Source organism: Lederbergia citrisecunda, assembly GCF_018343695.1.
Taxonomy (GTDB): Bacteria; Bacillota; Bacilli; order Bacillales; family Bacillaceae_C; genus Lederbergia; species Lederbergia citrisecunda.
In genome coordinates this window covers 823,393-849,158 of sequence record NZ_JAGYPJ010000001.1, presented here as the reverse complement: position 1 = coordinate 849,158, position 25,766 = coordinate 823,393, and the positions used below count along the sequence as shown (strand labels likewise).

The window sequence follows — 25,766 nt, the reverse complement described above, 5'->3', positions numbered from 1 at the left end:
TTATAGAAGTTTTGTCCAAGTTGCATGTTCCCCAAATTAACTGCTCTTTTTAAGTTTATGCACTGCCTCGATAAAAATATCACCGCGAACTTCAAATGTTCTATATTGATCCCAACTTGCACATGCAGGGGAAAGTAAAATAACATCTCCTGCATTTGATATTTCATAAGCGGCAGGTACTGCATCCTCCACATTGTTGACATGTAGAATCGTTTCTATTCCTGCCTCAAGACCTGCTTGTTCAATTTTTTTAGCTGTTTCTCCAAATAAGACGAGAGCTTTCACTCCTTTTAATGAAGGAATTAATTCGTCAAACGAATTACCGCGGTCAAGTCCACCCGCCAAAAGAATGACTGGATCGTCAAATGCCTTTAAGGCGCTTGATGCCGCAAGTATATTCGTTGCCTTCGAATCATTATAAAATTTTCTTTCATTAATTTCTTCTACAAATTGGGTTCTATGTTTTACACCAGTAAAAGTAGTGAGAACTTTGCGAATCGACTCATTATCTACACTCATTAATTTTACAGCTGCTGTAGCTGATAATATATTTTCTAAATTATGGGCACCAGGCAAAACTATTTCATCCAAGCTCATAATATCTTCTCCCATAAAGGTAAGCATGCCATTTCTGATTGAAGCACCTTCTTGAATGAATTCCTTTGTTGAAAAAGGGATTATTTTTGCTTTTGAAAAGCTAATCAAATCCATTAGTTCTTTTTGATCAGCATTTACAATAACGTAATCAGTCTCACGTTGATTTTTAGTAATATTCATTTTTGCATTGGCATATTCTTCCCAATTGTTATGGTAATCAAGATGAGCTTCATATAGGTTGGTAACAATTGCAATATGTGGTCTAAATGAATTTATCCCCATTAATTGGAAAGAAGATAATTCAACGACCATCGTATTATCCGGCGTTGCTTTTTGTGCAACTTCTGAAGCAACGGTACCAATATTCCCCGCGATTAAAGGATTGCGATTCGCTCTATCTAACATTTCGTAAATTAACGTAGTTGTAGTTGTTTTACCATTTGTTCCAGTAATTCCAATAATATCTGCTTCTGAAATTTGATAAGCCAATTCAACTTCTGTCAAGATCGGAATTCCGAGCTCCACTGCACCTTGTACAAGTGGATTAGAATAAGGAATTCCAGGGTTTTTAACGATTAATTCAAATCCCTCATCAAGCAATTCTACAGGATGACTACCGCAAACCACTTTTATTCCTTGCTCCAAAAGCCCCTGAGCATCCGGATTCTCTTCAAAAGGTTTAAAATCATTAACTGTTACGAAAGCACCTAATTGATGAAGAAGTGATGCAGCTACAACTCCACTTTTCGCAAGTCCTAGTACGAGTATTTTTTTATAATGGTAATCATTTACATTTAACATGTTACATCCACACCTCAATATAAATTCCTAAAACTGAACAAAGGAGGCCCACTGCCCAAAAGGTTACGACTACACGCCATTCGGACCATCCAGAAAGTTCATAATGGTGATGCAAGGGACTCATTTTAAATATACGTTTCCCGGTCGTTTTAAAGGATGCAACCTGTAAAATAACCGATAATGTTTCAATAACAAAAACTCCACCTATGATAATAAGAATTAATTCCATTTTAGTTAAAATAGCAATTGCAGCTATAGCTCCCCCGAGAGCTAAAGAACCAGTATCTCCCATGAAAACTTTTGCAGGATGTGCATTAAAAACAAGAAAGCCTAAAACAGCTCCTACGACCGTTACTGCAAATACAGAGATATCATATTGTGACCCGCTCCAAGCTAAAATAGCAAATGCACCAAAAGCAATTGCTGCAGTACCTGAAAGTAATCCGTCAAGTCCATCCGTTAAATTGACAGCATTGGAAAACCCAACTAGCCAGAAAATAATAAATAATGGGTATATCCATCCTAATTCCAATTGAATATCAGTAAATGGAATGGAAATAGCAGTTGAGAAATCATTTATTTTAAGGACAATATAAAAAACAACAGCGATTACGATTTGTCCTAGTAGTTTTTGTTTTGATGTTAAACCTAGATTTCGTTTGAGAGCGATTTTGATAAAATCATCTAAAAAGCCCAGTAAGCCATAACCAAGTAAAACGAATAAAAGCAAATACATTTCTAAACTAGGCTGAGAATATTTCCATGTCATTACGAGCGAGGTAATAATAACAGACAAGACGATTAAAATCCCGCCCATTGTTGGTGTCCCGCTCTTTTTTTGATGTGATTTAGGACCTTCAATACGAATACTTTGACCAAATTTTAGCCTTCTAAGAAACGGGATAAAGATAGGAGAAAGTAAAACCGTAATAAGAAAAGCCATGATAAGTGCAAATAAAATAACTTTTTCCATCATTTATCCTCATTCTCCATTTCCATGCATACTAAATGTTTATCAAGTAAACCAAATATTTCATCATACATACGATCATTTTGTAAATCTTGTTTTGTAATTATCATGATTGTTGCGTCTCCACGTTTTTTCATAGTCATTTTTTCTGTATATTTGTGGACAAGCTTTACCATTGCTTCTATTGAATCATCCACAAATATAACTGGAAAATCATTAGGTGTATAGTCAGGGAGCGGGATGTCTTTAGGCCAAATCACCGAAATCGCCCCATTCCCTATTGCCCTTAGTAAATTGCCATCTCTTTTTGAACCAATAAACAACCCTTTCGCTTGCTGTATAGAGCTGTCAAAAGTCAAAGTTCTGTATACCAATGTATTTACTTTAACTCCTCTAGTATGAGGATTAAACTTCACTACATCACTATACGTGAGCATGTTTTTATCGCTCCTTTAGTGCTTTTAATGCGACAAGACGATCGTCAAAATCAAATACTTGATCTCCAATTATTTGATATGTTTCATGACCTTTTCCTGCGATTAATACAACATCACCATTTCTTGCTGTTTGAATAGCAGTTGTAATCGCCTCTGTACGGTCCGGAATAATTTGATAGTTTCCTACCGCTCCTTTTTCCATGTCGTCTAATATTGCTAATGGATTTTCACTCCTTGGATTATCTGAAGTGAAAATGGGGTCCGTTGAGTATTTGCAGGCAATTTCAGCCATCAAAGGGCGCTTGGAAGGATCTCTATCTCCACCGCAGCCAACAATTGCAAATATTCGTTTTTTCGCGAACTGTTGAATGGTCTTTAGAACATTTTCCAAACTGTCTGGTGTATGGGCGTAATCTACGATAACCGAGAAATCTTGCCCACCGTTCACCGTTTCAAATCTTCCTGGTACTCCAGTTGCCTTTTCGATAGCATGAACGATAAGATCCAACGGAATATTAGAGACGTATGCAGCTGCAATAGAAGCAAGAACATTGTATATATTAAACCTTCCCATTAGATTCATCGCGATGTCCCTATTTCCATCTGGTGTGAGTAATGTAAAACGAGTGCCATTATTTTCAAGAATAATATTACTTGCCATAAAATCCGACGGTGATTCAATGCCATAAGTTACAATATGAGCTGATGTTTCAACGATAAATTTTTTAGTTGCTTCATCGTCCGCATTTAATACAGCAAATTTCTTATTTTCATAATAAGAGTTTCCAAGCTTAGAAAATAAAAGGCTCTTCGCGAGTCTATATTCCTCCATTGTATGATGGTAATCAAGATGATCTTGCGATAAGTTTGTAAAGATTGCAACATCATAATCACAACCATTTACTCTTCCTTGTACTAAAGCATGGGACGAGACTTCCATAATGGCTGTATCAACCTGCTCATTTACCATATCATGAAAAACGGATTGAAGGACAAGACTATCAGGAGTAGTATTTTTCGTTTCGATTGTCCGATCTCCAATTTTCATATTTATCGTTCCAATTAATCCAGTTACTTTTTTATTTTCGCGGAATATGGCTTCAATTAAATGGCTTGTCGTTGTCTTACCATTTGTTCCAGTAATGCCAATTAATTGTAATTTTTGAGTTGGATGACCGTAAAAAGCATTTGCCAAAATTGCCATAGCCCGTGTTGTATCTTTTACAACGATAACCGGTACATCTAAATCGAGAGTTCTCTCTGAGAGTATGGCCGCAGCCCCATTAACAACTGCTTCCTTCGCAAAGGTATGACCATCAAACACAAGGCCAGTGATACAAATAAATAGACTTCCTTGCTTTACTTTTTTATGGTTATTCTCAATACTAGAAATTTCCGGATTATCAACGGGCATCTGTATAAAAGGTATTGATTGTAAAAGTGTATGTAGTTCCATTCTCATTCAGTCCTTTCAACGTATCTCATAAGAATTGCAGAAAAACCTTGTGATAAACCTACCTGCCTATAGGATATATGTCCTCGAAGCGTCGCCTCAAGACATGTTTGTCTTAGTCAACTTTACTTATTTGGCCCAATCCTTGATAAAGGAACACGACGATGGACAAGTCGATGTTGACTTATCATAGGGAAAAGGGAAAGAAGTTTGCTAGTAAATGTCCCGAAGCTAGACTAAGATAAGCGGGATTAGTCATGCTTATTAAATCTAATGAGATGACCGTTTGCTTTAATTAAAGCATTCTTTTCTATTCTACAAAATTATTTTAAATGAAGCTATCATCGTTTGAAACTTTTTATGAATTCATTCAAGAAATAGGCGGCTATGAGATTCTCATGCCGCCTTAGTAAGCTATTTCATATATATTCGCACGACAGAACCCTCTTCTACTTTAACACCCGGTTCCGGTACTTGCTGAACAACTTCTGTCCCTTCACCGCTAACATTAAGCTTTAAGTTGTACATTTGTTGCTGTATCTCTTTAACTGTCATTCCCTTTAAGTCAGGAACACTTATCATGACAGGATCATTCCATTTTTTTTCTTTTTCGATTTGATTTTTTCTTGGCTCGACCCCCAATGCTCGTAATGAATCTTCCATTATTTTACCGACGATCGGTGCTGCTACAGTTCCTCCAAATTGAATGGTACCTTTCGGATTATCAACAGCTGTATATATAACAATTTGCGGATCATCTGCAGGAGCAAAGCCAATAAAAGATACGATATGATTATTTTCCAAATACCGTCCATCTTTTGCCTTTTGGGCGGTTCCTGTTTTTCCCCCTACCCGATAAGAATCAATAAATGCGTTCCCGCCGGTTCCTTGAGCGACAACACTTTCAAGAGCATGACGGACTTCCTTTGACGTGGATTCAGAGATAACCCTTCGCTTAGCTACAGGAGTCTTCCGCATCACAACTCCCCCCGTATTCGGATCTATTAATTCCTTGGCAATATAGGGTTGGTATAAAATGCCACCATTTACAGCAGCAGCTACAGCGGCAACCTGTTGGATTGGAGTAACCGATACCCCTTGACCAAAGGCAGTTGTTGCTTGTTCAACCGGACCTACCTTATCCATTTTAAATAGAATTCCAGTTCCTTCTCCAGCTAGGTCGATTCCAGTTTTTTGCCCAAATCCGAAATCACGAATATATTTGAATAACTTCTCCTTACCAAGTCTTTCTCCTAACTCAACAAACCCAGGGTTGCATGAGTTTTCTACCACTTCAAGGAACGATTGACTACCATGTCCTCCCCTTTTCCAGCATTTTAATGTTGCTCCCCCTACCTTAGCGAAGCCCGGATCATGAAAATGATCATGCTCAAGATCCACTTTTCCTTCTTCAAGTGCCGCCGCAAGTGTAATAATTTTGAAGGTAGATCCAGGTTCATATGTGCTCCAAATTGGTAAGTTGCGATTATATACTTCTTGAGGAACTTCCCTAAAATCAGCGGGGTTAAAAGACGGTCTGCTCGACATCGCTAAGATTTCTCCAGTTTTTGGATCCATCGCTATGGTAATGATCCCATCTGGATTATATAGTGCCTCAGCATTATCAAGTTCTCGTTCAACAATGGATTGAATTTTTGTATCAATCGTCAACTTCAAATCGTATCCATCAACAGGAGGATCATATTCATCAGACATATCAGGCATTCTTCTTCCTTTGGCGTCCGAGAAAAACTGTACTGATCCTTTCTTTCCACTTAATTCTTTATCATAATATAGTTCAAGACCCATTAACCCTTGGTTATCAATTCCTGTGAAGCCTAGTACGTGTGATAGATAACTACCAAACGGATAGTGGCGTTTTGAATCTTCCGCAATATAGACCCCTTTTATATTTAACTCACGAATTTCCATTGCTTTTTCAAAAGAAATTTTTCTTCCTTCTCGAATCCTTTCAATGGAAGAATTTTTCACCATTTGTTTATATAACTTCTCTTTTGACATATTTAAGGCTGCAGCTAGTTTTTCTGCAGCTTCTGCAGCATCTTCTATCTGTCTAGGGATAACAAAAACAGTAGGTGCACTTTGATTGCTTGCAATGGGTATTCCATTTCGATCAACTATTTTTCCGCGTTCCGGTTCAAATGGAATATTTCGACTCCATGAATCCCTTGCTCTCTCAGTCAAAACACTACTCATACCAAATTGAACATACCCTAATCTAACGTCAATGATTAAAAAGATAAACAAACCAGCAGCTAGAATAAATGACAGTCTTTTTCTAACTGTAACAGTCGAAACACGTTTCAAAAAAAGGACCTCCTCACTTTCCGGCTCGCTTAAGCTTATGCCTTGTCCATGAGGAGTAGAACGAAATATAGAAAAGAGCAAGTAGTGTACTTCTTGCAGGTAATGTAAGAAAAAGTATCATCACTGTCAAATTGGAAGCTTTAGGATAAACATTTATTAGAAAGTATTGAGTTGAACATTTTTTCTTTCTGATAATATGACTTTCTTAACATTCTGTTGTATATGTTAACTACGTTGATAGGAGCGGAAGGCACGGAACTATTGCGGGAAAACGCTTGACGAATGGATTCCGTACCGCTCGCGGAAAGCGTTCTTGGACCGAAAACCAACATACAGCTTAGAAGAGCCTTTATTGTAACAATAACGTTTAATTATTTCAAAACCTTAAACAGACATAATCCCACTCTAAACTTAGGACGGGAAATAAATAAAACAATAAAGTCGTTTAAAACTGTCATTTCATTAAAGCACCCATTTATTGAAAAAAGCTACTACATATTGTTTTCGAATTGTTCACTTACTGTTAGATATTATAGAGATAATCATTTGGCCAGCTATTCTTCTTGAACGAACTTCACCTCATTATGTCCACAATTGTTACAGTACATTAAATGAGGACAAATCTGATCTTTCGCTGTATTGGGGTAGCCATCACCCATTTTTACAGTTTCTTCATCATTATAATGACCGTAAGGGTCTAAAAAATCGGATACCTTACCTGAGTCTTCTAATCGAGAACTACATTCTGGACAATATATTTCTAATTCTTTAAACGAATTACATATAGGGCACATAGCCATCAGTATCACTCCTTTTTGCTATCTAATTAGTATCCATTTCTTTAATTGGTACTATGTAACAAACAAAAGGTTTATTGATGCTGATCTATGTCAAATTCGTCTTTTGGGCCTACTAAACAAAATGATTTCTTATTAAGTTCACCAGGATAACTGAAAAAGACACAATTCCTTGTACAAGAATTGCGCCGATTCTTGAATATCATTTTTCTTCAATGAATATAAAAAACGGATCCAGTGTACAAACTAAGTTAAGCAATGAAATAAATTCCAGAAGTAGAAAAAACCGACAGGCGCCTGCTTTTTGGCATCATTGACGATATCAGCTCTTTTGAGCATTCATTGCTTTCCATTCTCCTTTGCTAGGACCATCTACGCCAGGAACCTTCAAGGCAGCTTGTCTCATAAGGACTGTCAATTGTCCGTGATGATGAGCCTGATGTTAAAATAGCAGAAGGAAAACAGCTTGAAATAGCATGCCCATTCCAAATTTTCAATATTATTTCTTCTTTTTTATAAAGGCTTACTATTTTGTACTTCGTTCTCTACGGTCTGCTTTATTATTTGGGCTGCTGGATCAATGCGGATTCTCATTTCAGGTTCTGTATTTTTTGGTAGAAAATCAGTTATCCAGACGAGTATACTTTCGTTATCATGCGCTGCAAAAACTTGAAAAGAAGCATGATGATGAATTAAGGGTGGTCTACTTCCTTCGATAACCGCATAAGCGAGCCGATATGATTCATCATCAATCGAAACAATCCGTTCACGTATTTTGCCTCCATGTGGAAAGAATAGAATTCTATAATCACCATCTAACTTGGTATCCAAAGTATACCCCGGCACAAACCGTTGATGTACAGCACCGATATCACTCACTGCGTCCCATACTTGTTCAGCATTTGCTTCAATTACGATTTCTTTACGAATAGTAGCCATTCCTTTCTCCTTTCTCCTCCTTACTTATTATTATTTTTTTGATTGATATGTAATTCGATAAAAAAACTAAATAATTAATATGGTTTTTTCTAACTTTTCTATTTATTGGTTTAAAAAAGCACAAATCTTACAATTACGATCTTTACATAGTTTGGCTTTTAGCGGCATGGGTTTTTGACCTATAGCCAATGGCGCCCGGATCTAGAAAATAAAAAGCCTTAGTTCAAAATTATAGTCCTTTAAAATGATATGCTTTCTTATTTCTAAAAAAAAGAGCAGTCGCCAAAACCTTTTAAGTCATTGGCGTCTGCTTTTCTTTTAATCTAGAGGCTTATCTTCATCCTCTTTATTTTTTTCTGCTTTTTCTCGTTCGATAGTTTGTCTTGGCGTTTCCAAGTTGACGACTAGATGATCACCTTCGTGAATTGGTGATTCAGGCTTAATATTTTGCTTAGCAACAAATCCGTCTCCTACCATATTTACATTTAAATTAGCCATTTGGGCTACATTTAGTACATCACGCTTGGACCATCCTATCATGTTTGGCAAGGAAAGATTTCCATCCGTTTTAAGGATTATTTTTTCACCTTCCATTAGCGATGCCCCTGGAGTTGGAGATTGTCCTGTAATCTTTTCTCCAACACCTAACAGAATAGGTTCTAATGAGTTTTCCTTAATATAATCCATTGCTGCTTTCGTGTTCATTTTACTGAAATTAGGAAGACTGGCAATTTTAGTCTCTTGAATTTCTTCAGGTTGAATATTTAAATACTGTAAACTGCTTTTCATTACAGGATTAAAAATCATGGAGACTGGAACACTGCCATTCTCAGGGTAGCCATTCTCATCTTCTTTTAAATTAGGTTGTTCAACAGCTACATACATGATTAATTTAGGATCATCTGCTGGAGCAAGACCAAGGAATGAGAATATATAATTGTTTAACCCTTCTAAATAACCGCCTGTAGGATCAGGAATTTGAGCAGTACCCGTTTTACCAGCTACTTTATAACCTTCGATTTTATATCTTGCACCTGTACCATGTTCCGATGTTAGAACCGTTTCTAAAATACTTCTTACTTCGCTCGCAGTCTTTTTACTAATCGGTTGACCAGCTATCTCCGGCTTTGTCTCCTTCACTGTCCCATCGTTTGGATTAACAACTTTTTCTACGACATATGGTTTCATCATCTTTCCATCATTTGCGATGGCAGACATGGCTTGTACCATTTGCAGGGCAGTTACTGTCGTACCTTGACCAAATACACTCGTTACTTTCTCAATTGGCCAGTCATACAAAATATTTCCTGGAACCTCATTTGGAAGATCTATGCCTGTCGGTGTGCCGAATTTAAATTTATCCATATATTCCCGCCAAGCATTTGTGCCCATCTTTTCAAGAAGATAAGCAAATGCAACATTAGAGGAACGCTGTACCCCTTCAAGATATGTTATGGATCCCCAGCCACTACCACCATTATGGTCTTTAATAGGCTTACTTTTATTATCGACATAATATCTACCGGAAGGATACGTATCATTTGGATTAAATACTTTCTTTTCAATCGCTGCAGCCAATGAAAAAATTTTCATCGTTGAACCTGGTTCATAAGAGGTTTCAATAATCTCATTATGCCATGATTTATCGATACCGACTCTTGTTGCAGGGTGATAAGTTGGCCTTTGTGCCATAGCAAGAATCTTCCCTGTTTTCGGATCAGCGACAACTGCCATAATCCTCTTTGGTTGATATTGCTCATCAACCTTATTCATCGCGTCTTCTAGAAAGCTTTGTATTTTTTTATCAAGTGTTAAATAAATATCGTTTCCATTTACAGGCTCGACGACATGTTTACTTGTATTCGGCAAAATATAATCCCAAATATCACCCTCATACTTAATAGAGCCATCCTTACCTTTTAATAAATCATCATAACTTTTTTCCAACCCTGTTTTCCCAACAATTTCAGATGTTTTCTCATCTTTTTGTGCGTAACCAACCAAATGGGAGGAAAAGATACCGTTTGGATAAAAGCGTTTTGAATCTTTAATAAAAGATATGCCTGGAAGCTTTAGTTCTTCAATTTTTTTCTTTACGCTAAGCGATAAGTCTTTTCCAGAAGCCCCAAACTCTACTTGCTTTCTTCCTTCTTTCGTAAGTCTCGAAAATATTTCTGATTCACTCATCTCTATTTCCTTGGCAAGTTTTGATGCGGTCATTTGTGGATCAACAACATGTCGAGGATGTTCCGGATCGGTCGTCAGTTTTTCGTCAAGTATCGCCACAAGTGTGTAGGAGGCCGTATCTTCGGCAATTACTTCGCCATTATGATCAAAAATCGATCCTCTTTTACCTGGGATTTTTTCTTGGCGCAAATATAGTTGTGCAGCTTTAGCCGAAAGTACTTTCCCTTCAGCTTCTCCAGTAGATTGAATGGTGACAAATCTAACAATCAATACAAAAAAGAGCAGGCTAAAAAAAATGAAGAAAAACGCTGCTCCTATGTTCATATTTTTTTTATTGTTTTTCATTTCTTCTCAACAACCCTGACGTTATTTTCATTCAAGTTTAGCCCAGAATTTTTAGCTATTTTCATGACTCTCTCAGGACTTTGTAGTTCTTTTACTTGTGATTCCAAATCACCATTAATTTTTTGCTTTTCATGAATAGCAGATTTGACATCTTCAATGTTTTTATTTACTTCATATATTTGCGCCTGAGCGGAAATAATTTGAACAGCCATAATAGCAACGAAAGCTATAAGCAACATTGCAAGGAATTTTTCCCCAAGACTGATTTTCGCATGTCTTCTTACAGTCTTTACTTGAACTTGAGTTTGTTGTTGTGCTTCTACACGTTGTTGGTTATATTTATAAGCTAAATTACTCAAAATGTCTCCCCCTACATCAGTTTGCATATATACGGGTTTATCGATGTTCTTATCTCTTTTCTGCAACTCTTAATTTCGCAGAACGAGCGCGATTATTCATGTCCAATTCCTCTTCTGAAGGAATGATAGGTTTTCGATTAATAAGCTTAAGCTTAGGCTCATAGCCTTGAGGTATTATTGGCATCCCTGGTGGCAATGGAGGTCCTTCGCTCGCTTCTTTAAACACCGTTTTACAAATTCTATCTTCTAACGAGTGAAATGTTATGACACTGATCCTTCCTGAAGGATTTAGCAAATCGATTGCTTGATGCAACGAACTTTCAAATGCATGCAGCTCATCATTTACAGCTATTCGAATTGCTTGGAAAATTCTTTTTGCGGGATGTCCACCTTTTCTCCTAGCTGGTGCCGGTATCCCTTCTTTAATCAGCTCAACTAATTCACCAGTTGTTTCGATCGGAGCTTTTTCCCGAGCGGCTTCAATTTTCCTAGCAATTTGTTTAGAAAACTTTTCCTCACCATAATGGAAAAAAATCCGAACCAAATTTTCGTAAGGCCACTGATTTATTACATCATAGGCTGAAATTTCTCCTTGAAGATCCATTCTCATATCAAGTGGTGCGTTGTGGTGGTAACTGAATCCTCTTTCTGGAGTATCTAATTGTGGAGATGAAACCCCCAAATCATATAATATCCCATCCACGTTATGTATACTTAGGCTGTTAATCCTGTCTTTTATATATTTAAAATTACTTTTAACGAACATCAAATTTTCTTCGTACTTTGAAAGTTTTTCTTTAGCATGAGCAATAGCTGTTTCATCTTGATCAAATGCTATTAGCCTGCCTTCACTGGATAGCTTGGAAAGAATTAATTCTGAATGCCCCCCACCACCGAGAGTGCAATCCACATAAATCCCGTCAGGACGAATATTCAATCCTTCGACAGTTTCATTTAACAAAACAGTAGTATGATTAAACATAAGATGTCACCTTTCCAAGAACATGAATTAAATGTCAAAATCCATCATGTTCTCTGCAATTTCAGCAAATGATTCTTCTGATTTTGCAAAATAGTCTTCCCAAATATCCTTGCTCCAAATCTCAATTCTGTTTGATACCCCTAAAATTACACATTCTTTTATAAGTTTTGCATATCCAAGAAGTGGTGTTGGCAAATTGATTCTGCCTTGTTTATCTATTTCACATTCAACGGCCCCTGAGAAAAAAAATCTCGTAAATGCTCTAGCATCTTTCTTAGTCATGGGGAGAGATTTTAGCTTTTCCTCCAAAAGGCGCCATTCTTCGATAGGATATCCAAATAAACATTGATCAAGACCACGAGTAATAACAAAGGTCTCCCCGAGATGTTCACGAAATTTAGCTGGGACGATTAAGCGACCCTTCGTGTCAATGTTATGTTGGTATTCTCCCATAAACATAAGACAAGCCCCCACTTTCTAACTTTACTGTACCACATTCCCCCACTTTCCACCACATTTTTTATTTAGAAAATAAAAAAAACTATCTTAATGATTAAAGTTTACTCTTATCATTAAGATAGTTTGATTTTCTTATATTCTAATTAACTTATGTGTCCCATCAAAAACATATTTTTCTTCCATCAATTGATGAATAAAGCTTTCTCCCATTTCATTTAAATAGTAAAAAATATTCCACATTCGTTCTTGTGGAGTTCCATTTGGTTTTAAACTACGTTCAATTCGGTTGTATTTTTCCAAAATGGTTTTATGCTTGATTTCAAGCGAATGGTTTGCTTTTTGTTCCATATAATCAAGTTGATTCAAATGAATCGATAGATTTTTTCTAGCAAGCGGCAATAATCCTCGGTCGTTCTCTTCAAATCTTTCGAAAATAGAATTGTACTTCTCTTCCAAAAAAGATTTGGCTTGATCAATCATACATCGCAATTCTTGATCAGCAACACTTTCCAAAAATAAGGCTTTATTTCTTGTAACACCATTTTTAAGAATATCTTCAATTGATAATTCCAAATCGAAAATATCTCGTTCGACAGCTGCTTCAAGAAATGTCATATTCATCCTAGGAATAATAGGTGGCATTTTATTTCCTAAAAAGTCAAAAGCTTGTTTTATCTCACCCCAGTAAGCGATTTCACCTGGTCCGGCTATGAAAGCTAACGTTGGAAAAAGCCATTCCTGCATGATTGGTCTTGTAACTACATTATTACTGAATTTTTCAGGATCTTGTCTTAGTAATTCATGTAAGCTCTCTCGATCCAATTCAATTTGAGCTTTTTTTGATATAAAGCAATCACGTTCAGAATCATAGTCTAACAAAATCCGTTCATTATTTAGATAAATAAATATGTTGGCGGCGCTATCTTCCATTTCAATCGCTTTTTTAAACCCTTGAGTCTCAATCTCTTTCTGCTGGCTTAGAACTTCTTGAGTAATCTCTACATTTTGATCGATTAATTGGGAAAAGAAAGGCTCTTCTATTTTCCTCAATGCTGGATCGGCTGAATCGATAATAAGTAAGCCATAATCTTTGAAAAGAGACATTACGATATATGAAAAAAGATCGGTTATTGAACTATATTGCTTAATGGCAGTTTGTAATGTAGATAATATTTTTTTGGTATGTTCTTTTTCGCCAAAATGCATAAAAATGGTATTGACCCATTGAAGCATTTCATCTTTATTAAAGTGAATATGAGAAGTCATTTTCTTTTCATCATTATTGCTAACAAAGGAAATCTTTTTTAATGACTTTCCTGCTTCCGCATAAACATGATTGATTTCCAGAAAATCATGGTCTTCCCCAGCAATCCAAAAAACGGGAACTACTGGTTGATTTAGCTTACTTTCTTGTTCTTCTGCAAGTTTGATAATTGAGATTATTTTATGTATCGTATAAAGTGGTCCTGTTAATAACCCGGCTTGTTGTCCACCTATCACTACAACAGAATTTTCATTTCGCAATTTTTCCAATGATTGTTTCGTTTTATCTGACTGAGGAAATTTCATCATATAATTTTCAATTACTCTTGCAATGCCAGCCCGATTAATATTTCTCGACATGAGATCGCGATATCGTTTTTCGTAAACAGTGTTCTCCGTTATATCGTAATGAAAAAAGCCTTTTACAGGTTCTTTTTGTTCTATATAAAGAGAAGCAAAGTCGTTCATAGCTGGAATGACGATGCTTTCAAAATTCATAAGCCGTACTTCCTTTCTGCATTTTCCTAAGCGTTAGTATAGCAAAATCTTTTTATAAAAGATATTATGTTGTTTCAAGAAAAGCGCAAGCAACTTGCTTATCGACGTACAGGCCTGCAAGTAGCGAGTTCGCAGACGTCGCTATAGGACGTGGCGGTTTTAGTCGACGTTCCTATTTGGAACTTCGGACTGAGATAAAGGAAACAAGATAAGCCCAATAGGACGAATCTGGCCTCCTACGCAAAGAGACAAGATGTTTGCTAGTCTATAGGCGCTGGAGCTCAGCAAAAGCCGAAATTCAAAAATATAGACTATAAAAAATAATGATTTCTTGGCTTTTTGAAAAATTGAGTCAACCAAATATTATGGCTTCAACTGCTCGTGAGGCTGCTCCGTATATTAGCAAGCTTATGTATATAGCCGAAAACAGTAAAAAGTTCAACCTCCAAAAACCTTTAAATACTTTTGCGTAATTAACTTCTTCCTTCACTTTCCAGTAAATAAAAGTAAACACAATAGCTGTGAATAATATGAAAAGAATGATTACCCAAAGCAAAGATTTAGACCAAATGGTTAAAATTAAATAATGCACTGATAAAATTAATACGAAAGTCGTTAAATTAATAGCCGCACCTTTAGCTTTTCGGTGATTTTTAGTCCATTGTTTCATTATGTAATATACAAGAGCATAGAGAAGTACAGGCAGAATAATAAATATTGCAGCCAATGAGGTGATAAAAACGATCATTATTCACTTAATCCCCCTTCTAATTCCTTCCCCTTTATCATTTTGAATATTATTTTTGTAAAAGGTAAAGCCTGTCCTTTTTTATTTCCCTCATCAATGATATAACCTAAAATCGCGTCTATTTCCGTTCTTCGTCCTTCCTTTAAATCTTTTAACATAGAAGATGTATTATGTTCCGTTTTTTTACAAATCCCTACTACTTCTTGCAGTACATCATTTTGATCCATTTCCGGAAATAAAGGAAAGATTTCATTAAATAACCGTAAAAAAGTTTCATAATAATATGGATTTTCGATAATCCTTCCATTTGGGACTTGATAGATAGCTGTTAACGGATTAATTAATGCATTGGCAATCAATTTCGAATTAAGCATATGTATATAATTTGATTGAAACTGAATAGGAAAAAAAGGGTCATTCATTGCAGGAAATTTTTCGAAATCTTGTTCGAGCCCACGATAAACGGCAATATTCGTTTTTCCGATTCCTGTATGCCTGATCGTTTCATAATCAATTCTCAGTACACCATGCTCAACCGTTCCAACATAAATAGAAGTATGGGGCAAAGCATCCAATAGCTGCAAATGCCCCATCCCGTTTTGAATAAAGAGAATAGGTATGTGCTTAGGAATTTTTTTTATAACATCCTCCAAAGATTCGAGATCATATTGTTTAACGGCTACAATAATAAAATCTTGATTAGCCAAATTATCATATTCTCCATACCCAATTACATTACACCTATTGTTAGTATGTTCTCGAAGTAAAGTAATTCCATGATTATTTAATACTCTTGCCTGTTTTTGCGTTTTAGCAAAGATAGATACATTATGATAATAGCTAAAATATGCTCCAAAAAGAAGCCCAACTGCCCCTCCGCCAACTATACCAATATTCACAACATCACCCGTTAACATGTTTATAGGACTATTGTAACAAAGATATGTCAATCTGGGAATTTAAAATAATCAGACAGGGAAAACTGGATGTTTACGTTTAATCTCAGGTATTTCTTTCGTTTCATATAGAGCAAATCTAGAAATGAGCGTGTTCCTCAATTCATTTGCGGCTACAATTTCATCGATGATTAAATCAGATGCTAGTTTATAAATATCAATATGCTCTTTATATTCTTCTTGCTTTCCTTTAATAAAATCTAAACGTTCAACTGGGTCCACTATTTCAATAATCTTATTTGAATACACTGCATTAACAGCCGCTTCCGGACCCATAACCGCTATTTGTGCTGTTGGTAAAGCGATGCAACAATCCGGATCGAAAGCCGGTCCCGCCATTGCATAAAGACCTGCACCGTATGCTTTTCTCATGATTACGGAAATTTTAGGGACCGTTGCTGAACTCATCGCAGCAATCAACTTAGCTCCATGCCTAATGATTCCGGCTCGTTCTACTTTCGTTCCGATCATAAATCCTGGTACGTCAGCTAGAAAAAGCAATGGAATATGAAAAGCATCACATAACTGAATAAACCTTGCCCCTTTATCGGCGGAGTCAATAAAAAGAACTCCTCCTTTTGTTTTTGGTTGATTTGCAATAATGCCAATTACTCTCCCATCTATTCGTGCAAAACCAGTAATCAACTCTGAGGCGAAAAGTTTCTTAATTTCAAAAAAACTACCTAAATCAATAAATGTATCCATGGCTTCATACATATCAAATGGGACATTTTGATTTAATGGAATGATAGCCTCCAGTGATCTTCCATTTTTAGGATCTTGGGCTTTCCCTTTCCTTGTTTTTTCTTGATAGTTTGCCGGGAAGTATGAAAGATAAGTTTTAGCCATTTCGATGGCCTCTTCCTCTGTTTTCACTAAGATATCTCCACAACCACTTACAGAACAATGCATTCTGGCCCCGCCCATTTCTTCAAGGCTTACTTTTTCTCCAATAACCTTTTCAGCCATTCGAGGGGAACCTAAATACATGGAAGCATTGTTTTCAACCATAATAACACAATCACAAAAGGCGGGGATATACGCACCACCAGCTGCAGAGGGGCCAAATAAAATACATAATTGCGGTATCATACCGGATAATTTTACTTGGTTATGAAAGATCCTACCCGCTCCACGTCTATTCGGAAACATTTCAAGCTGATCAGTAATCCTTGCACCGGCAGAATCCACCAAATATAGAAGGGGAACTTTTAATCTCTCAGCTGTTTCTTGAATACGTATGATTTTTTCTACTGTCCTTTCTCCCCACGATCCAGCTTTCACTGTAGAATCATTTGCCATTACACAAACTGTTTGCTCATTGATTTTTCCGATTGCAGTAATGACACCATCCGCAGGAAGATCCTTTGAATATAAATTTGCAAACAAACCGTCCTCCTCATACATTCCATCATCAAAAAGAAACGAGAGACGGTCTCGTACAAATAATTTATTTTGCACCTTTAATTTCTCGTGATATTTAGAATTACCGCCTTTATAAATAGTCTTGCGTTTCTCCTGTAACTTATCAAATTCAGTAGACAAGCATACGACCTCCTTTTTATAAAGATTCATACACGAGTAGGACATCACCTTCATTAATAAAATCATCTACCATTACTTTTATTTCTGTAATTTTACCTCGTTCCATCATTTCAACTGGAATTTCCATCTTCATCGATTCTAGAACGATAACAACTTGACCAACAGATACTTCTTCACCGACCGATGAATCGATTCTTAATACGATGCCAGTAATAGGTGATTCAATCGTTTTCACAAAAAACTCCTCCTCATATAATCAACTAACTTTCAATCACTGAATAATTTTGATCTTTGATATATAATATTGATTAAGGTGATTTATCATGATTGTTAGGTTTTTTCTATCAATATAGATTGATATCAAATATCAATAAATAAGTTGTAAGGAGGACTTTACATGAATCCCAAAGTGGAAAAGTTAAAAATAAACTATAAAACAATGGAAGAATTTAAAAAATTTAAAGAATATGGCGCCCAAGAACTATCTATGCTAGAGGATTTACAAGCTAATATGATTGAGGATGATTCACACTCACCTTTTTATGGTATATATTTCGGTGACAAGCTTGTTGCTCGCATGAGTTTGTATCGAAAGGATTCACTTTTTGATCAATATTTTGATCCTCCTCAAGATTATTTAGAAATTTGGAAGCTAGAAGTATTGCCGGGATACCAAAATAATAATTATGGAAAAAAACTAATTAATTATGCAAAAAACTATAATATGCCGATCAAAACGAACCCTCGAATGAACTCTCGCAAGTTTTTTGAAAAAATGGGATTTGAACCAGTAAAATATGAAGTGGAACGGGACTTGGGGGAAAATCCTCTTGTGTGGTACCCTTTTGGAGTTTCTGAACAAAAACATTAAGAGAACTTCTGGGAAAAGGTCAAAAGAAAATACAATTCTTTCCACAGATTTTTCAAAGAAGAGTGCAATAGAAAAACAGTACTAATTTCCTACAAAATATCTTATATTATTTGAAACTATTTAGCTTGTATCTCGTATAATGAGATGTGTCCATAATAATTTTATTGCAGGAGGTTATTGTTTGAAACGGACAGCAGAAGTTACATTAGGAATTATTGGCATCATTTTAAGTGCACTGACCGCATTAGTTGGTATGTTTTTTATGTGGATCAGTGATTCGGAAGACCTTAAATCGTTTGTAATGGAAGAATCATTGAACGATCCTGCCGTTAACCCGGATGATATTGATTTAGCTCTTAGTTTTATATTAGGTGCTGGTTGGGCATTAATTATTGCAGCTATTTTAGGTATTATTCTAGGAGTCATTGGAGTTATCACGGTTAAAGGGAATAATAAACCTAAGCTTGCAGGCTTTATGTTTATTATTGGCGCAATATTAGTTGGAGTCATTTCATTTGGATTCGGATTTTTACCAGCCTTGCTGTACTTAATTGCGGGGATTATGTGTTTTGCCAGAAAGCCAGTAGAGCCTAACCCGAGCGATGAACATTTGGAAAACTTTTAAACCACTGCAAATTTAAAAGAGCCGTTACGGCTCTTTTTCCATTTTTTAAGCAGTAAAGAATTTAAACCCATCCTAATAAGCTCCAGTCAGATAAAATCAACATTTACTATAGCAAGCTCCAATTTTCAAAAAATTGCATTTACTTTTTCAGCGTCCGACAATTCCCCTGCCATTTTCCTAGCCTTATCCAAAAGAGTAATAAGTGAACGGTATTCATCCTTTAGTTGATTAAATTCTTTTGTCATTTCTTCCATTGCTCTAAAGGCCGCTTCCTTATCGGCTTTGTATGCCAACATCTCATTTTTCAGTTGATTATTTTCTTGTTTATATTTTTCAATGGCAGCAAGTTCATTCTCCAGCTTTTGAAAAAAAAGTATAGCATCTGAAAGAATAATGGAATCATCCGTGGGTATTTCCTTATTTTCAATGCCTGGAACACTATATTCTTTTACTTCCGTACTTTTATCTTTTTTATTTACATTCCTTTGTTTCTTAGCAAGATCTATTCCTTCTTTATATTTTTTTCGAATGTTAGAATTCCAACGAAAACCGCATGCCGCCGCTGTTCTTTTTAATTTTCTCCCAGCTTCCTCAAAAGCGTGGAGTTGTGTGTTGCCTTGCCTTATGTAGGCAAGCACTAATTCCGCAAGCACTAAATCCTCATCAGAAGTCCAAGCATCCTGCCGTGCAGCTGTCATTTTATCACCCCTATTTTTTTCTAAGTATATGCAGTTGCAGGGATAGATAGAATCCAGCTCTAGTAAAAATATATATGAATTACAATTTGACGAAATTGCCTATGATTATAATTTTTTCACAATGAATTGAGATTAAAGGATTATGAACAAAAGTGTATGCCCCCGTTTATCATTGTACACTACCACAGAATGGGAGTGAATTACCTAAGACATAAGGACATGGCGATTTTGTTGACCTTCCTTTCTCGATCCACTTACAAAAAAGGAAGCACTACTAGTTTGAAAAAAGAAGACACTTGATGAGAGGAAGAAATTCGATCTTAACAAATATTCACCACCCCGGGAAGTTGATCTTATATTTTATAAGTTAGTGGCTTTTAACTTGATTCCAAGCATAAATGGCCATACAAGATTAGTCGTTGTTCCCTATCGTGAGGATAAGGACTAGGAGAATACGAGTCGAACGGCGCTGGAGCAAAGCAGGAAAGCCAACTCCAACAACTATGGTTAATAATTTTCTTAAGAAAGATAAAAGCGTGAAGAGATGATCTCTTCACGCTTTTTTGGATTATTATTAGTTACCTACTACTTCTTTTCCTTTATACGTTCCACACTCTTTGCAAACGCGGTGTGCAAGTTTCATTTCACCACAGTTAGGGCAAGCCACCATTCCTGGGACCTGAAGTTTAAAATGAGTGCGTCTTTGTCTTTTTACTTTTTTAGAAGTTCTTCTAGCTGGTACTGCCATTCTTCCCACCTCCTTAAAAGGTCTGAGATAATACTCGAGTTAATACAATATTGTTTTTAAATCAAAAAATGTTGTTACTCTTTTTTATCTTTCAGTAATGCTGCGAGACCCGAAAGACGAGGGTCTATGTTTGTAGTTCTTTGTTGTTCAAGTTTAAATTGATCTTCCGTCATTACTTCCCAATCACGGCCAGCTTGAAGTGTTTCCGTATTTTTTGCAGTTTCAGAAATTACCTGCAACGGAACTTCCAATAATATTAATTCTTCAATAACGGGAATTAAGTCCACAACACCTTCATCAGGTTCATGAATCTCCTCATCATCATTAGGAGAATATTCAACTGGTTTTAATATAAAAGTCTCAGTTGAGTGAATATTAATTGGATATGTAACATCATCAAGTGTTCGAGAACATGGCAAAATTAATTGTCCTGTCAAATGAAGATGAAACACAACTTTCCGAGAATCAATTCGTGCTGTACCTGTAACATGTATAGGCGATGCATCTCTAATTTCAGAATCTCTTTTCATGAGATCTTGAGAGACATCCACTAGCTTATCTATTTCTAGTTCCACATCACGAAATTTTTGTAATTGTAAAACTGTCCATTTCAACACGATCACCTCTAGGCAACAAAAGTAATTATAGCTTTCACTTATATTTTTGTCAATAAATTACGTAAATGTAGAAAAAAATTCTTCCTTATTTTAGCTTTCACCTCGGTCTTTCTTTTTATCTATTTTCTTTTCGACTTCTTAAAGAACAATCTGACGGGTATCTATTCCTTAAACATACATCAGTATACACTATTTTGAGTATAAAACTTAGTTGTGAAATAATTTGACGAATTCTACACAAATCTCTATTTTATGCCTAGACCATTAGCCTGCCAGCTTATCAGATCCTAGCTAAGGTTATTCAGATTACCCTATTTCTGTAGCTTTTACACCTAGGTAACATAATGGTTATTGTGACTATCATTGGGATAATGGCCACCATAATAATCATTAAGAGTATAGACTTTGAAATGAAGGTATGCTTTTTCTCATTTTTTTTAAAAAGGAATAAACTATTCTCATGTCTTAATAAATAGTTCCGTCTAGCGTGTTCTTTAAGCATCCTATTTTCATTCCAAACTTTTTCAAGTATGATGTGAATAAATCATTTACAAGTTCTTGGTAACAAATGGAGGATCAACTAATGAATTCTGTAGGGATAGTAGCTGAATATAATCCATTTCATAATGGGCACAGATTCCAATTCCAATCGGCAAAAAAATTAGCCCAATCCGACATTGCTATTGCCGTTATGAGCGGAAACTTTCTACAAAGAGGTGAGCCCGCCCTAGTAAACAAATGGACACGTACAAAAATGGCATTACAAGCTGGTGTCGATATCGTTATAGAATTACCTTATGCATTCGCAGTTCAAAATGCAGAAATATTTGCATATGGAGCTGTTTCGTTATTAAATGCAATTGGCTGCAGAAATATTTGTTTCGGAAGTGAATCTGGTGACATTCATCAGTTTTATGAAACAGTTCAGTTTATCAACGATCATAAAGACGAATATGACACCTATATTCGAAAATTTATTAAACAAGGGATAAGCTATCCTTCCGCTCTGTCTTCTGCATTTAAAGAGTTAAAACCGAACGGGAATATTGTTGATTTGACAAAACCGAATAATATTCTTGGATATCATTATATGACTGCAGGAGAAATAATAAATACTAGCATATCTTTTCATACCGTAAAGAGAAAAAGTGCTGAACATCATGATGAATATTTAAGTGGCTCCTCCATTACAAGTGCTACATCTATTCGAAAATCAATTCATTTCCATAGTGATTTTAACGAAATCCGTGAATATGTTCCAAACGGCACTTTTATTGAGCTACATAATTATCATGATATGTTTGGACAATTTCATTCATGGGAACAGTATTGGTCTCTTCTTCAATATAAAATATTATCCATGACAAAAGAAGAGTTAGAAGAAATTTATGATGTGAGTGAAGGTTTGGAAAATCGTCTAATAAAAGCAAGCCAATCATCTAGTAGCTTTGAAGAGTTCATGACATTCATCAAAACAAAAAGATATACATGGACAAGGCTGCAAAGAACATGTATTCACATTCTTACAAATACAAAAAAACAGACGATACAGTCTTTAGATAAAAATCCACAATATATTCGACTGCTTGGAATGAACGAGCGAGGACGAGAATATGTAAGGACAATAAAAAAAGAACTTCAAGTTCCACTCATTTCAAAAGTATCCGGGTTTCAAAACGACATGCTAGAACTTGATTTAAAAGCATCTAATATTTATGCGCTTGCCCTGTCTGAACCAGAACGCTCTATATTACTTAAACAAGAGTTTGCACAACCACCTATATTGTATGAGAATAAATATTAGCTTTCTTTTATTTTTTCATTACTATTTAATTGAAATTCCTGAATTATTTTTTTGATTTCAGGAATTTTTTTTAACGTTTCATCTTCCCCAACTCTAATAATTTCTTCAATATTTTTAAAAGCACGGGCACTAAATTGCTCCAATGGAGGGTGAATCATAATATCTGATTCAATTTCCCGTGCCGTACCAATTTCCATTTGCAAAATATCTAGGCTTTGCATAATGACATCGTATACATTTAAAATTTCTGCTTTTGTATTTACACCTGCAACATCTGAACTAATTACAAGATCAGCACCCATTTTTTTCACAGACGAAACTGGAACTCGATCAGCGACCCCTCCGTCTACAAGAAGTCTCCCGTTTAGTTTTTCGGGTATGAATATTCCTGGTATGGCAATGCTTGCCCTTACTACTGATGCTATATGTCCTTTCCTAAATTCTATTTTTTCACCAGTTTGCAAATCGGTTGCAATGACACAAACAGGTATTTGCAAATCTTCTAGATTTTTACCATGCATAAATAAATCAACTAAGCTTTTGACTCGGTTCCCAATAATAAATCCCATTTTAGGAACAGTAAAATCAAGATAATATTTTCGTTTAAAAGCAATGGACAGTTTTATTATTTGATCTAAATCATGTCCAAACGCATAGAAACAGCCAACAAGAGCCCCCATGCTGCTTCCAGCAATCATATGAATGGGTATGGAATGATCCCTTAATGCTTTTAATACTCCTAGATGTGCAAATCCTCTTGCTCCACCAGATCCCAATGCCAACCCAATTTTCGGCATTATCACACATATCTCCCCCCACCACATTTTATGGTCTAAAAGACTATTCTATGAGTATATTGATTATGTGGATGTTGGACAGGGGGTAGGGCCATTGAATTTATCAAAAATGAAAACCATTTTACTTGCATCTGGAGTTACGATTATGGCATGCTCCATGATTCTTTTCCCCAAGGAATCTTTTAGTGCATCTATCCGAGGATTAAATATGTGGTGGGAAATTGTATTTCCTTCTTTATTTCCTTTTTTCGTTATTTCTGAATTGCTTATCGGTTTTGGAGTAGTAAAATTTATGGGTGTACTTTTAGAGCCTTTAATGAGGCCATTATTTAGAGTTCCGGGTGTAGGAGGCTTCGCTTGGGCGATGGGAATGGCTACTGGTTTCCCTGCTGGAGCGAAACTAAGCGCAAGACTTAGACAGGAAAGGCAACTCTCAAGAGTGGAAGCGGAGCGATTAGTTTCTTTTACGAATTCATCCAGTCCCCTTTTTATCTTCGGAGCGGTTTCTGTAGGATTTTTCCTAAACCCAAGGTTAGGAATTCTATTTGCCTTTGCTCATTATTTAGGAAACTTCTTGGTTGGAATATGTATGAGGTTTTATGGAGAAAAAGAAAAAAGAGTGTATCGAGAAAGACGATCACCATGGAAGATTTTCTCACATGCATTATCTGAACTTCATAGAACAAGGATAATGAACAAACAGCCAATAGGAAAATTACTTGGCGATGCCGTCATCTCCTCTGTTCAAACTTTGCTGATGATAGGCGGTTTTATTATCCTTTTTTCCGTCATTAATAAATTGCTATATCAATTAAATATCACTTTCCTACTTGCTGGTTTTACGGAATATATTTTAAAGATTTTCCATTTACCGCAAGAATTAGGTGTTCCAATTATTGCAGGTATTTTTGAAATAACATTAGGCAGTCAAATGGCTAGTCAAGTGAATGAAGCAAATTTGATGCACCAAGCTATGATTACAAGCTTTATTTTGGGCTTTAGCGGATTTAGTGTTCAAGCTCAAGTCGCAAGCATTATCGCGTTAACGGATATTAAATTCAAACCTTTTTTTATGGCAAGAATTCTACACGGTTTCCTCGCCGCTGGAATCACCTTTTTGCTTTGGAAGCCTTTTGCCGAAAAACTTCATATAGTATCAGGCAATAATGTAATTCCAGTCATGTTACAAGAACATGACTTATGGTGGGAATATACATTGAATCTGTTTGTTGTAATAGGACCGATCATTACCATACTATCTTTAATGATCTATACATATTTATTAGTTAAAAAAATGGATTCTACAAATGTGTAGGATCCATTTTATTGCTGAGTTAGACAATGTTAATAGTATTTGAGGGTAGCTTCCGTTTAGAACAAGCAGTCTATCGAGAAGTACATTTCTTGTACTTACCCTGACGAAAATTCAACCTCGACGGACAATTATCTCCACTTTAGTTATTATGTAAATTTTTTTAATAGCGCCAATTCAACTTCTTTAGGCACGAGTTCCGAAATATTACCATGATATTTGGCTACTTCTTTTACAATACTTGAGCTTAAAAAAGAATATTGGTTATTTGTCATGATAAAAAATGTTTCGATTTTTTCATTTAAGACTCTATTCATTGACGTGATTTGCATTTCATATTCAAAGTCTGATACTGCCCTCAAGCCACGTATAATTGCTTTCGCATTTACACTTTCTGCATAATCGACAAGCAATCCTCCAAAAGAGTCGACTTTAACATTAGGCATTTCTTTCGTTACTTTTTTAAGTAGGTCCATTCTTTCCTCTACACTAAACAACGGTTTTTTTGATGAATTATTTAGCACCACGACATAAACTTCATCAAAAACATTAGCGCCTCGTCGGATAATATCCATATGTCCTAATGTCACTGGGTCAAAACTACCTGGGCATACTGCAATGTTGGCCATA

The 25,766-nt window shown here is 35.9% G+C and carries 25 protein-coding genes and 1 pseudogene; 4 read left to right on the top strand and 22 right to left on the bottom strand.

What is annotated here, in order from left to right; all coding sequences use genetic code 11:
- Positions 1 to 36 precede the first annotated feature (36 nt).
- From murD to KHA93_RS04180, 17 genes and pseudogenes are all read right to left on the bottom strand, one after another.
- The gene (gene murD, locus KHA93_RS04260) at positions 37 to 1,398 is read right to left on the bottom strand and encodes a UDP-N-acetylmuramoyl-L-alanine--D-glutamate ligase (protein WP_213109588.1); all 1,362 of its coding nucleotides are present in this window, start codon (positions 1,396 to 1,398) and stop codon (positions 37 to 39) included.
- 1 nt (position 1,399) lies between these two features.
- The gene (gene mraY, locus KHA93_RS04255; RefSeq protein ID WP_213109587.1) at positions 1,400 to 2,374 is read right to left on the bottom strand and encodes a phospho-N-acetylmuramoyl-pentapeptide-transferase; all 975 of its coding nucleotides are present in this window, start codon (positions 2,372 to 2,374) and stop codon (positions 1,400 to 1,402) included.
- Positions 2,371 to 2,805, bottom strand: a complete 435-nt coding sequence (locus KHA93_RS04250; protein WP_213109586.1) for a hypothetical protein — start codon at positions 2,803 to 2,805, stop codon at positions 2,371 to 2,373. Before KHA93_RS04250 ends, mraY begins: the two co-directional genes overlap by 4 nt.
- Before the next feature lie 4 nt (positions 2,806 to 2,809).
- Positions 2,810 to 4,261, bottom strand: a complete 1,452-nt coding sequence (locus KHA93_RS04245) for a UDP-N-acetylmuramoyl-L-alanyl-D-glutamate--2,6-diaminopimelate ligase (RefSeq protein ID WP_213109585.1) — start codon at positions 4,259 to 4,261, stop codon at positions 2,810 to 2,812.
- A gap of 411 nt (positions 4,262 to 4,672) precedes the next feature.
- A complete protein-coding gene (locus KHA93_RS04240) occupies positions 4,673 to 6,586 on the bottom strand; it encodes a stage V sporulation protein D (protein ID WP_213109584.1) in 1,914 nt (637 codons plus the stop codon).
- Between the two features lie 554 nt (positions 6,587 to 7,140).
- Complete coding sequence (locus KHA93_RS04235; protein ID WP_213109583.1) at positions 7,141 to 7,386, bottom strand: hypothetical protein; 246 nt, start codon at positions 7,384 to 7,386, stop codon at positions 7,141 to 7,143.
- A 319-nt stretch (positions 7,387 to 7,705) separates the two neighbouring features.
- Positions 7,706 to 7,825: pseudogene (locus KHA93_RS04230) on the bottom strand (DinB family protein); the annotation flags it as partial.
- 71 nt (positions 7,826 to 7,896) lie between these two features.
- On the bottom strand, positions 7,897 to 8,322 hold the full coding sequence (locus KHA93_RS04225; protein WP_213109582.1) for an SRPBCC family protein: 426 nt from the start codon (positions 8,320 to 8,322) through the stop codon (positions 7,897 to 7,899).
- Positions 8,323 to 8,640: 318 nt separating this feature from the next.
- On the bottom strand, positions 8,641 to 10,854 hold the full coding sequence (locus KHA93_RS04220) for a penicillin-binding protein (protein WP_213109581.1): 2,214 nt from the start codon (positions 10,852 to 10,854) through the stop codon (positions 8,641 to 8,643).
- Positions 10,851 to 11,213 (bottom strand): cell division protein FtsL, encoded by a 363-nt coding sequence (gene ftsL, locus KHA93_RS04215; protein WP_213109580.1) that lies wholly within the window; start codon positions 11,211 to 11,213, stop codon positions 10,851 to 10,853. The genes KHA93_RS04220 and ftsL overlap by 4 nt, the downstream gene beginning before the upstream one ends.
- Before the next feature lie 49 nt (positions 11,214 to 11,262).
- Positions 11,263 to 12,195 (bottom strand): 16S rRNA (cytosine(1402)-N(4))-methyltransferase RsmH, encoded by a 933-nt coding sequence (gene rsmH / locus KHA93_RS04210; RefSeq protein ID WP_213109579.1) that lies wholly within the window; start codon positions 12,193 to 12,195, stop codon positions 11,263 to 11,265.
- Between the two features lie 27 nt (positions 12,196 to 12,222).
- Entirely contained in the window at positions 12,223 to 12,654 is a 432-nt protein-coding gene (gene mraZ, locus KHA93_RS04205; protein WP_213109578.1) for a division/cell wall cluster transcriptional repressor MraZ, read from the bottom strand.
- 132 nt (positions 12,655 to 12,786) lie between these two features.
- On the bottom strand, positions 12,787 to 14,415 hold the full coding sequence (gene bshC, locus KHA93_RS04200) for a bacillithiol biosynthesis cysteine-adding enzyme BshC (protein WP_213109577.1): 1,629 nt from the start codon (positions 14,413 to 14,415) through the stop codon (positions 12,787 to 12,789).
- Between the two features lie 352 nt (positions 14,416 to 14,767).
- Entirely contained in the window at positions 14,768 to 15,163 is a 396-nt protein-coding gene (locus KHA93_RS04195) for a DUF3397 domain-containing protein (protein WP_213109576.1), read from the bottom strand.
- On the bottom strand, positions 15,163 to 16,080 hold the full coding sequence (locus tag KHA93_RS04190) for a 2-dehydropantoate 2-reductase (RefSeq protein ID WP_213109575.1): 918 nt from the start codon (positions 16,078 to 16,080) through the stop codon (positions 15,163 to 15,165). Before KHA93_RS04190 ends, KHA93_RS04195 begins: the two co-directional genes overlap by 1 nt.
- 51 nt (positions 16,081 to 16,131) lie before the next feature.
- Positions 16,132 to 17,664: an acyl-CoA carboxylase subunit beta gene (locus KHA93_RS04185; RefSeq protein WP_432806302.1), complete on the bottom strand. Its 1,533-nt coding sequence runs from the start codon at positions 17,662 to 17,664 to the stop codon at positions 16,132 to 16,134.
- Between the two features lie 16 nt (positions 17,665 to 17,680).
- Positions 17,681 to 17,899, bottom strand: a complete 219-nt coding sequence (locus tag KHA93_RS04180; RefSeq protein ID WP_213109573.1) for an acyl-CoA carboxylase biotin carboxyl carrier protein subunit — start codon at positions 17,897 to 17,899, stop codon at positions 17,681 to 17,683.
- Positions 17,900 to 18,061: 162 nt separating this feature from the next.
- Here KHA93_RS04180 and KHA93_RS04175 point away from each other — a divergent pair, with 162 nt between their 5' ends.
- A complete protein-coding gene (locus KHA93_RS04175) occupies positions 18,062 to 18,535 on the top strand; it encodes an N-acetyltransferase (RefSeq protein WP_213109572.1) in 474 nt (157 codons plus the stop codon).
- A 181-nt stretch (positions 18,536 to 18,716) separates the two neighbouring features.
- Positions 18,717 to 19,160: a DUF4064 domain-containing protein gene (locus tag KHA93_RS04170; RefSeq protein WP_213109571.1), complete on the top strand. Its 444-nt coding sequence runs from the start codon at positions 18,717 to 18,719 to the stop codon at positions 19,158 to 19,160.
- Positions 19,161 to 19,285: 125 nt separating this feature from the next.
- Here KHA93_RS04170 and KHA93_RS23475 read toward each other — a convergent pair whose 3' ends face one another.
- The 3 genes from KHA93_RS23475 to KHA93_RS04155 form a co-directional block, all read right to left on the bottom strand.
- Positions 19,286 to 19,858, bottom strand: coding sequence for an RsfA family transcriptional regulator (locus KHA93_RS23475; protein ID WP_213109570.1), 573 nt, complete (start codon positions 19,856 to 19,858; stop codon positions 19,286 to 19,288).
- Positions 19,859 to 20,432: 574 nt separating this feature from the next.
- Positions 20,433 to 20,606: a 50S ribosomal protein L32 gene (rpmF, locus tag KHA93_RS04160; protein WP_213109569.1), complete on the bottom strand. Its 174-nt coding sequence runs from the start codon at positions 20,604 to 20,606 to the stop codon at positions 20,433 to 20,435.
- A gap of 74 nt (positions 20,607 to 20,680) precedes the next feature.
- On the bottom strand, positions 20,681 to 21,223 hold the full coding sequence (locus tag KHA93_RS04155) for a YceD family protein (protein WP_349772257.1): 543 nt from the start codon (positions 21,221 to 21,223) through the stop codon (positions 20,681 to 20,683).
- Between the two features lie 583 nt (positions 21,224 to 21,806).
- On the opposite strand from KHA93_RS04155, the gene KHA93_RS04150 reads away from it, so the two are divergent.
- Positions 21,807 to 23,027 carry a nucleotidyltransferase gene (locus tag KHA93_RS04150; protein ID WP_213109567.1) on the top strand — a complete coding sequence of 407 codons (1,221 nt, stop codon included), beginning with the start codon at positions 21,807 to 21,809 and terminating at the stop codon, positions 23,025 to 23,027.
- On the opposite strand, the gene KHA93_RS04145 is transcribed toward KHA93_RS04150, so the two are convergent.
- Complete coding sequence (locus tag KHA93_RS04145; RefSeq protein ID WP_233711369.1) at positions 23,024 to 23,824, bottom strand: patatin-like phospholipase family protein; 801 nt, start codon at positions 23,822 to 23,824, stop codon at positions 23,024 to 23,026. The two genes, KHA93_RS04150 and KHA93_RS04145, sit on opposite strands and share 4 nt — an antisense overlap.
- A 109-nt stretch (positions 23,825 to 23,933) precedes the next feature.
- Here KHA93_RS04145 and ylbJ point away from each other — a divergent pair, with 109 nt between their 5' ends.
- Positions 23,934 to 25,139, top strand: a complete 1,206-nt coding sequence (gene ylbJ / locus KHA93_RS04140) for a sporulation integral membrane protein YlbJ (protein WP_432806340.1) — start codon at positions 23,934 to 23,936, stop codon at positions 25,137 to 25,139.
- 146 nt (positions 25,140 to 25,285) lie between these two features.
- Here the strand turns inward: ylbJ and coaD are convergent, their stop codons facing one another.
- Entirely contained in the window at positions 25,286 to 25,765 is a 480-nt protein-coding gene (gene coaD / locus KHA93_RS04135) for a pantetheine-phosphate adenylyltransferase (protein WP_213109564.1), read from the bottom strand.
- Between the last annotated feature and the right edge of the window lies 1 nt (position 25,766).

Bases quoted from the DNA above. Each gene is read 5' to 3' on its own strand.
- murD (WP_213109588.1), bottom strand. From the start codon at position 1,398: ATGTTAAATGTAAATGATTACCATTATAAAAAAATACTCGTACTAGGA.
- mraY (WP_213109587.1), bottom strand. From the start codon at position 2,374: ATGATGGAAAAAGTTATTTTATTTGCACTTATCATGGCTTTTCTTATT.
- KHA93_RS04250 (WP_213109586.1), bottom strand. From the start codon at position 2,805: ATGCTCACGTATAGTGATGTAGTGAAGTTTAATCCTCATACTAGAGGA.
- KHA93_RS04245 (WP_213109585.1), bottom strand. From the start codon at position 4,261: ATGGAACTACATACACTTTTACAATCAATACCTTTTATACAGATGCCC.
- KHA93_RS04235 (WP_213109583.1), bottom strand. From the start codon at position 7,386: ATGGCTATGTGCCCTATATGTAATTCGTTTAAAGAATTAGAAATATAT.
- KHA93_RS04225 (WP_213109582.1), bottom strand. From the start codon at position 8,322: ATGGCTACTATTCGTAAAGAAATCGTAATTGAAGCAAATGCTGAACAA.
- KHA93_RS04220 (WP_213109581.1), bottom strand. From the start codon at position 10,854: ATGAAAAACAATAAAAAAAATATGAACATAGGAGCAGCGTTTTTCTTC.
- rsmH (WP_213109579.1), bottom strand. From the start codon at position 12,195: ATGTTTAATCATACTACTGTTTTGTTAAATGAAACTGTCGAAGGATTG.
- mraZ (WP_213109578.1), bottom strand. From the start codon at position 12,654: ATGTTTATGGGAGAATACCAACATAACATTGACACGAAGGGTCGCTTA.
- bshC (WP_213109577.1), bottom strand. From the start codon at position 14,415: ATGAATTTTGAAAGCATCGTCATTCCAGCTATGAACGACTTTGCTTCT.
- KHA93_RS04195 (WP_213109576.1), bottom strand. From the start codon at position 15,163: ATGATCGTTTTTATCACCTCATTGGCTGCAATATTTATTATTCTGCCT.
- KHA93_RS04190 (WP_213109575.1), bottom strand. From the start codon at position 16,080: ATGTTAACGGGTGATGTTGTGAATATTGGTATAGTTGGCGGAGGGGCA.
- KHA93_RS04175 (WP_213109572.1), top strand. From the start codon at position 18,062: ATGAATCCCAAAGTGGAAAAGTTAAAAATAAACTATAAAACAATGGAA.
- KHA93_RS23475 (WP_213109570.1), bottom strand. From the start codon at position 19,858: ATGACAGCTGCACGGCAGGATGCTTGGACTTCTGATGAGGATTTAGTG.
- rpmF (WP_213109569.1), bottom strand. From the start codon at position 20,606: ATGGCAGTACCAGCTAGAAGAACTTCTAAAAAAGTAAAAAGACAAAGA.
- KHA93_RS04150 (WP_213109567.1), top strand. From the start codon at position 21,807: ATGAATTCTGTAGGGATAGTAGCTGAATATAATCCATTTCATAATGGG.
- KHA93_RS04145 (WP_233711369.1), bottom strand. From the start codon at position 23,824: ATGCCGAAAATTGGGTTGGCATTGGGATCTGGTGGAGCAAGAGGATTT.
- ylbJ (WP_432806340.1), top strand. From the start codon at position 23,934: ATGAAAACCATTTTACTTGCATCTGGAGTTACGATTATGGCATGCTCC.
- coaD (WP_213109564.1), bottom strand. From the start codon at position 25,765: ATGGCCAACATTGCAGTATGCCCAGGTAGTTTTGACCCAGTGACATTA.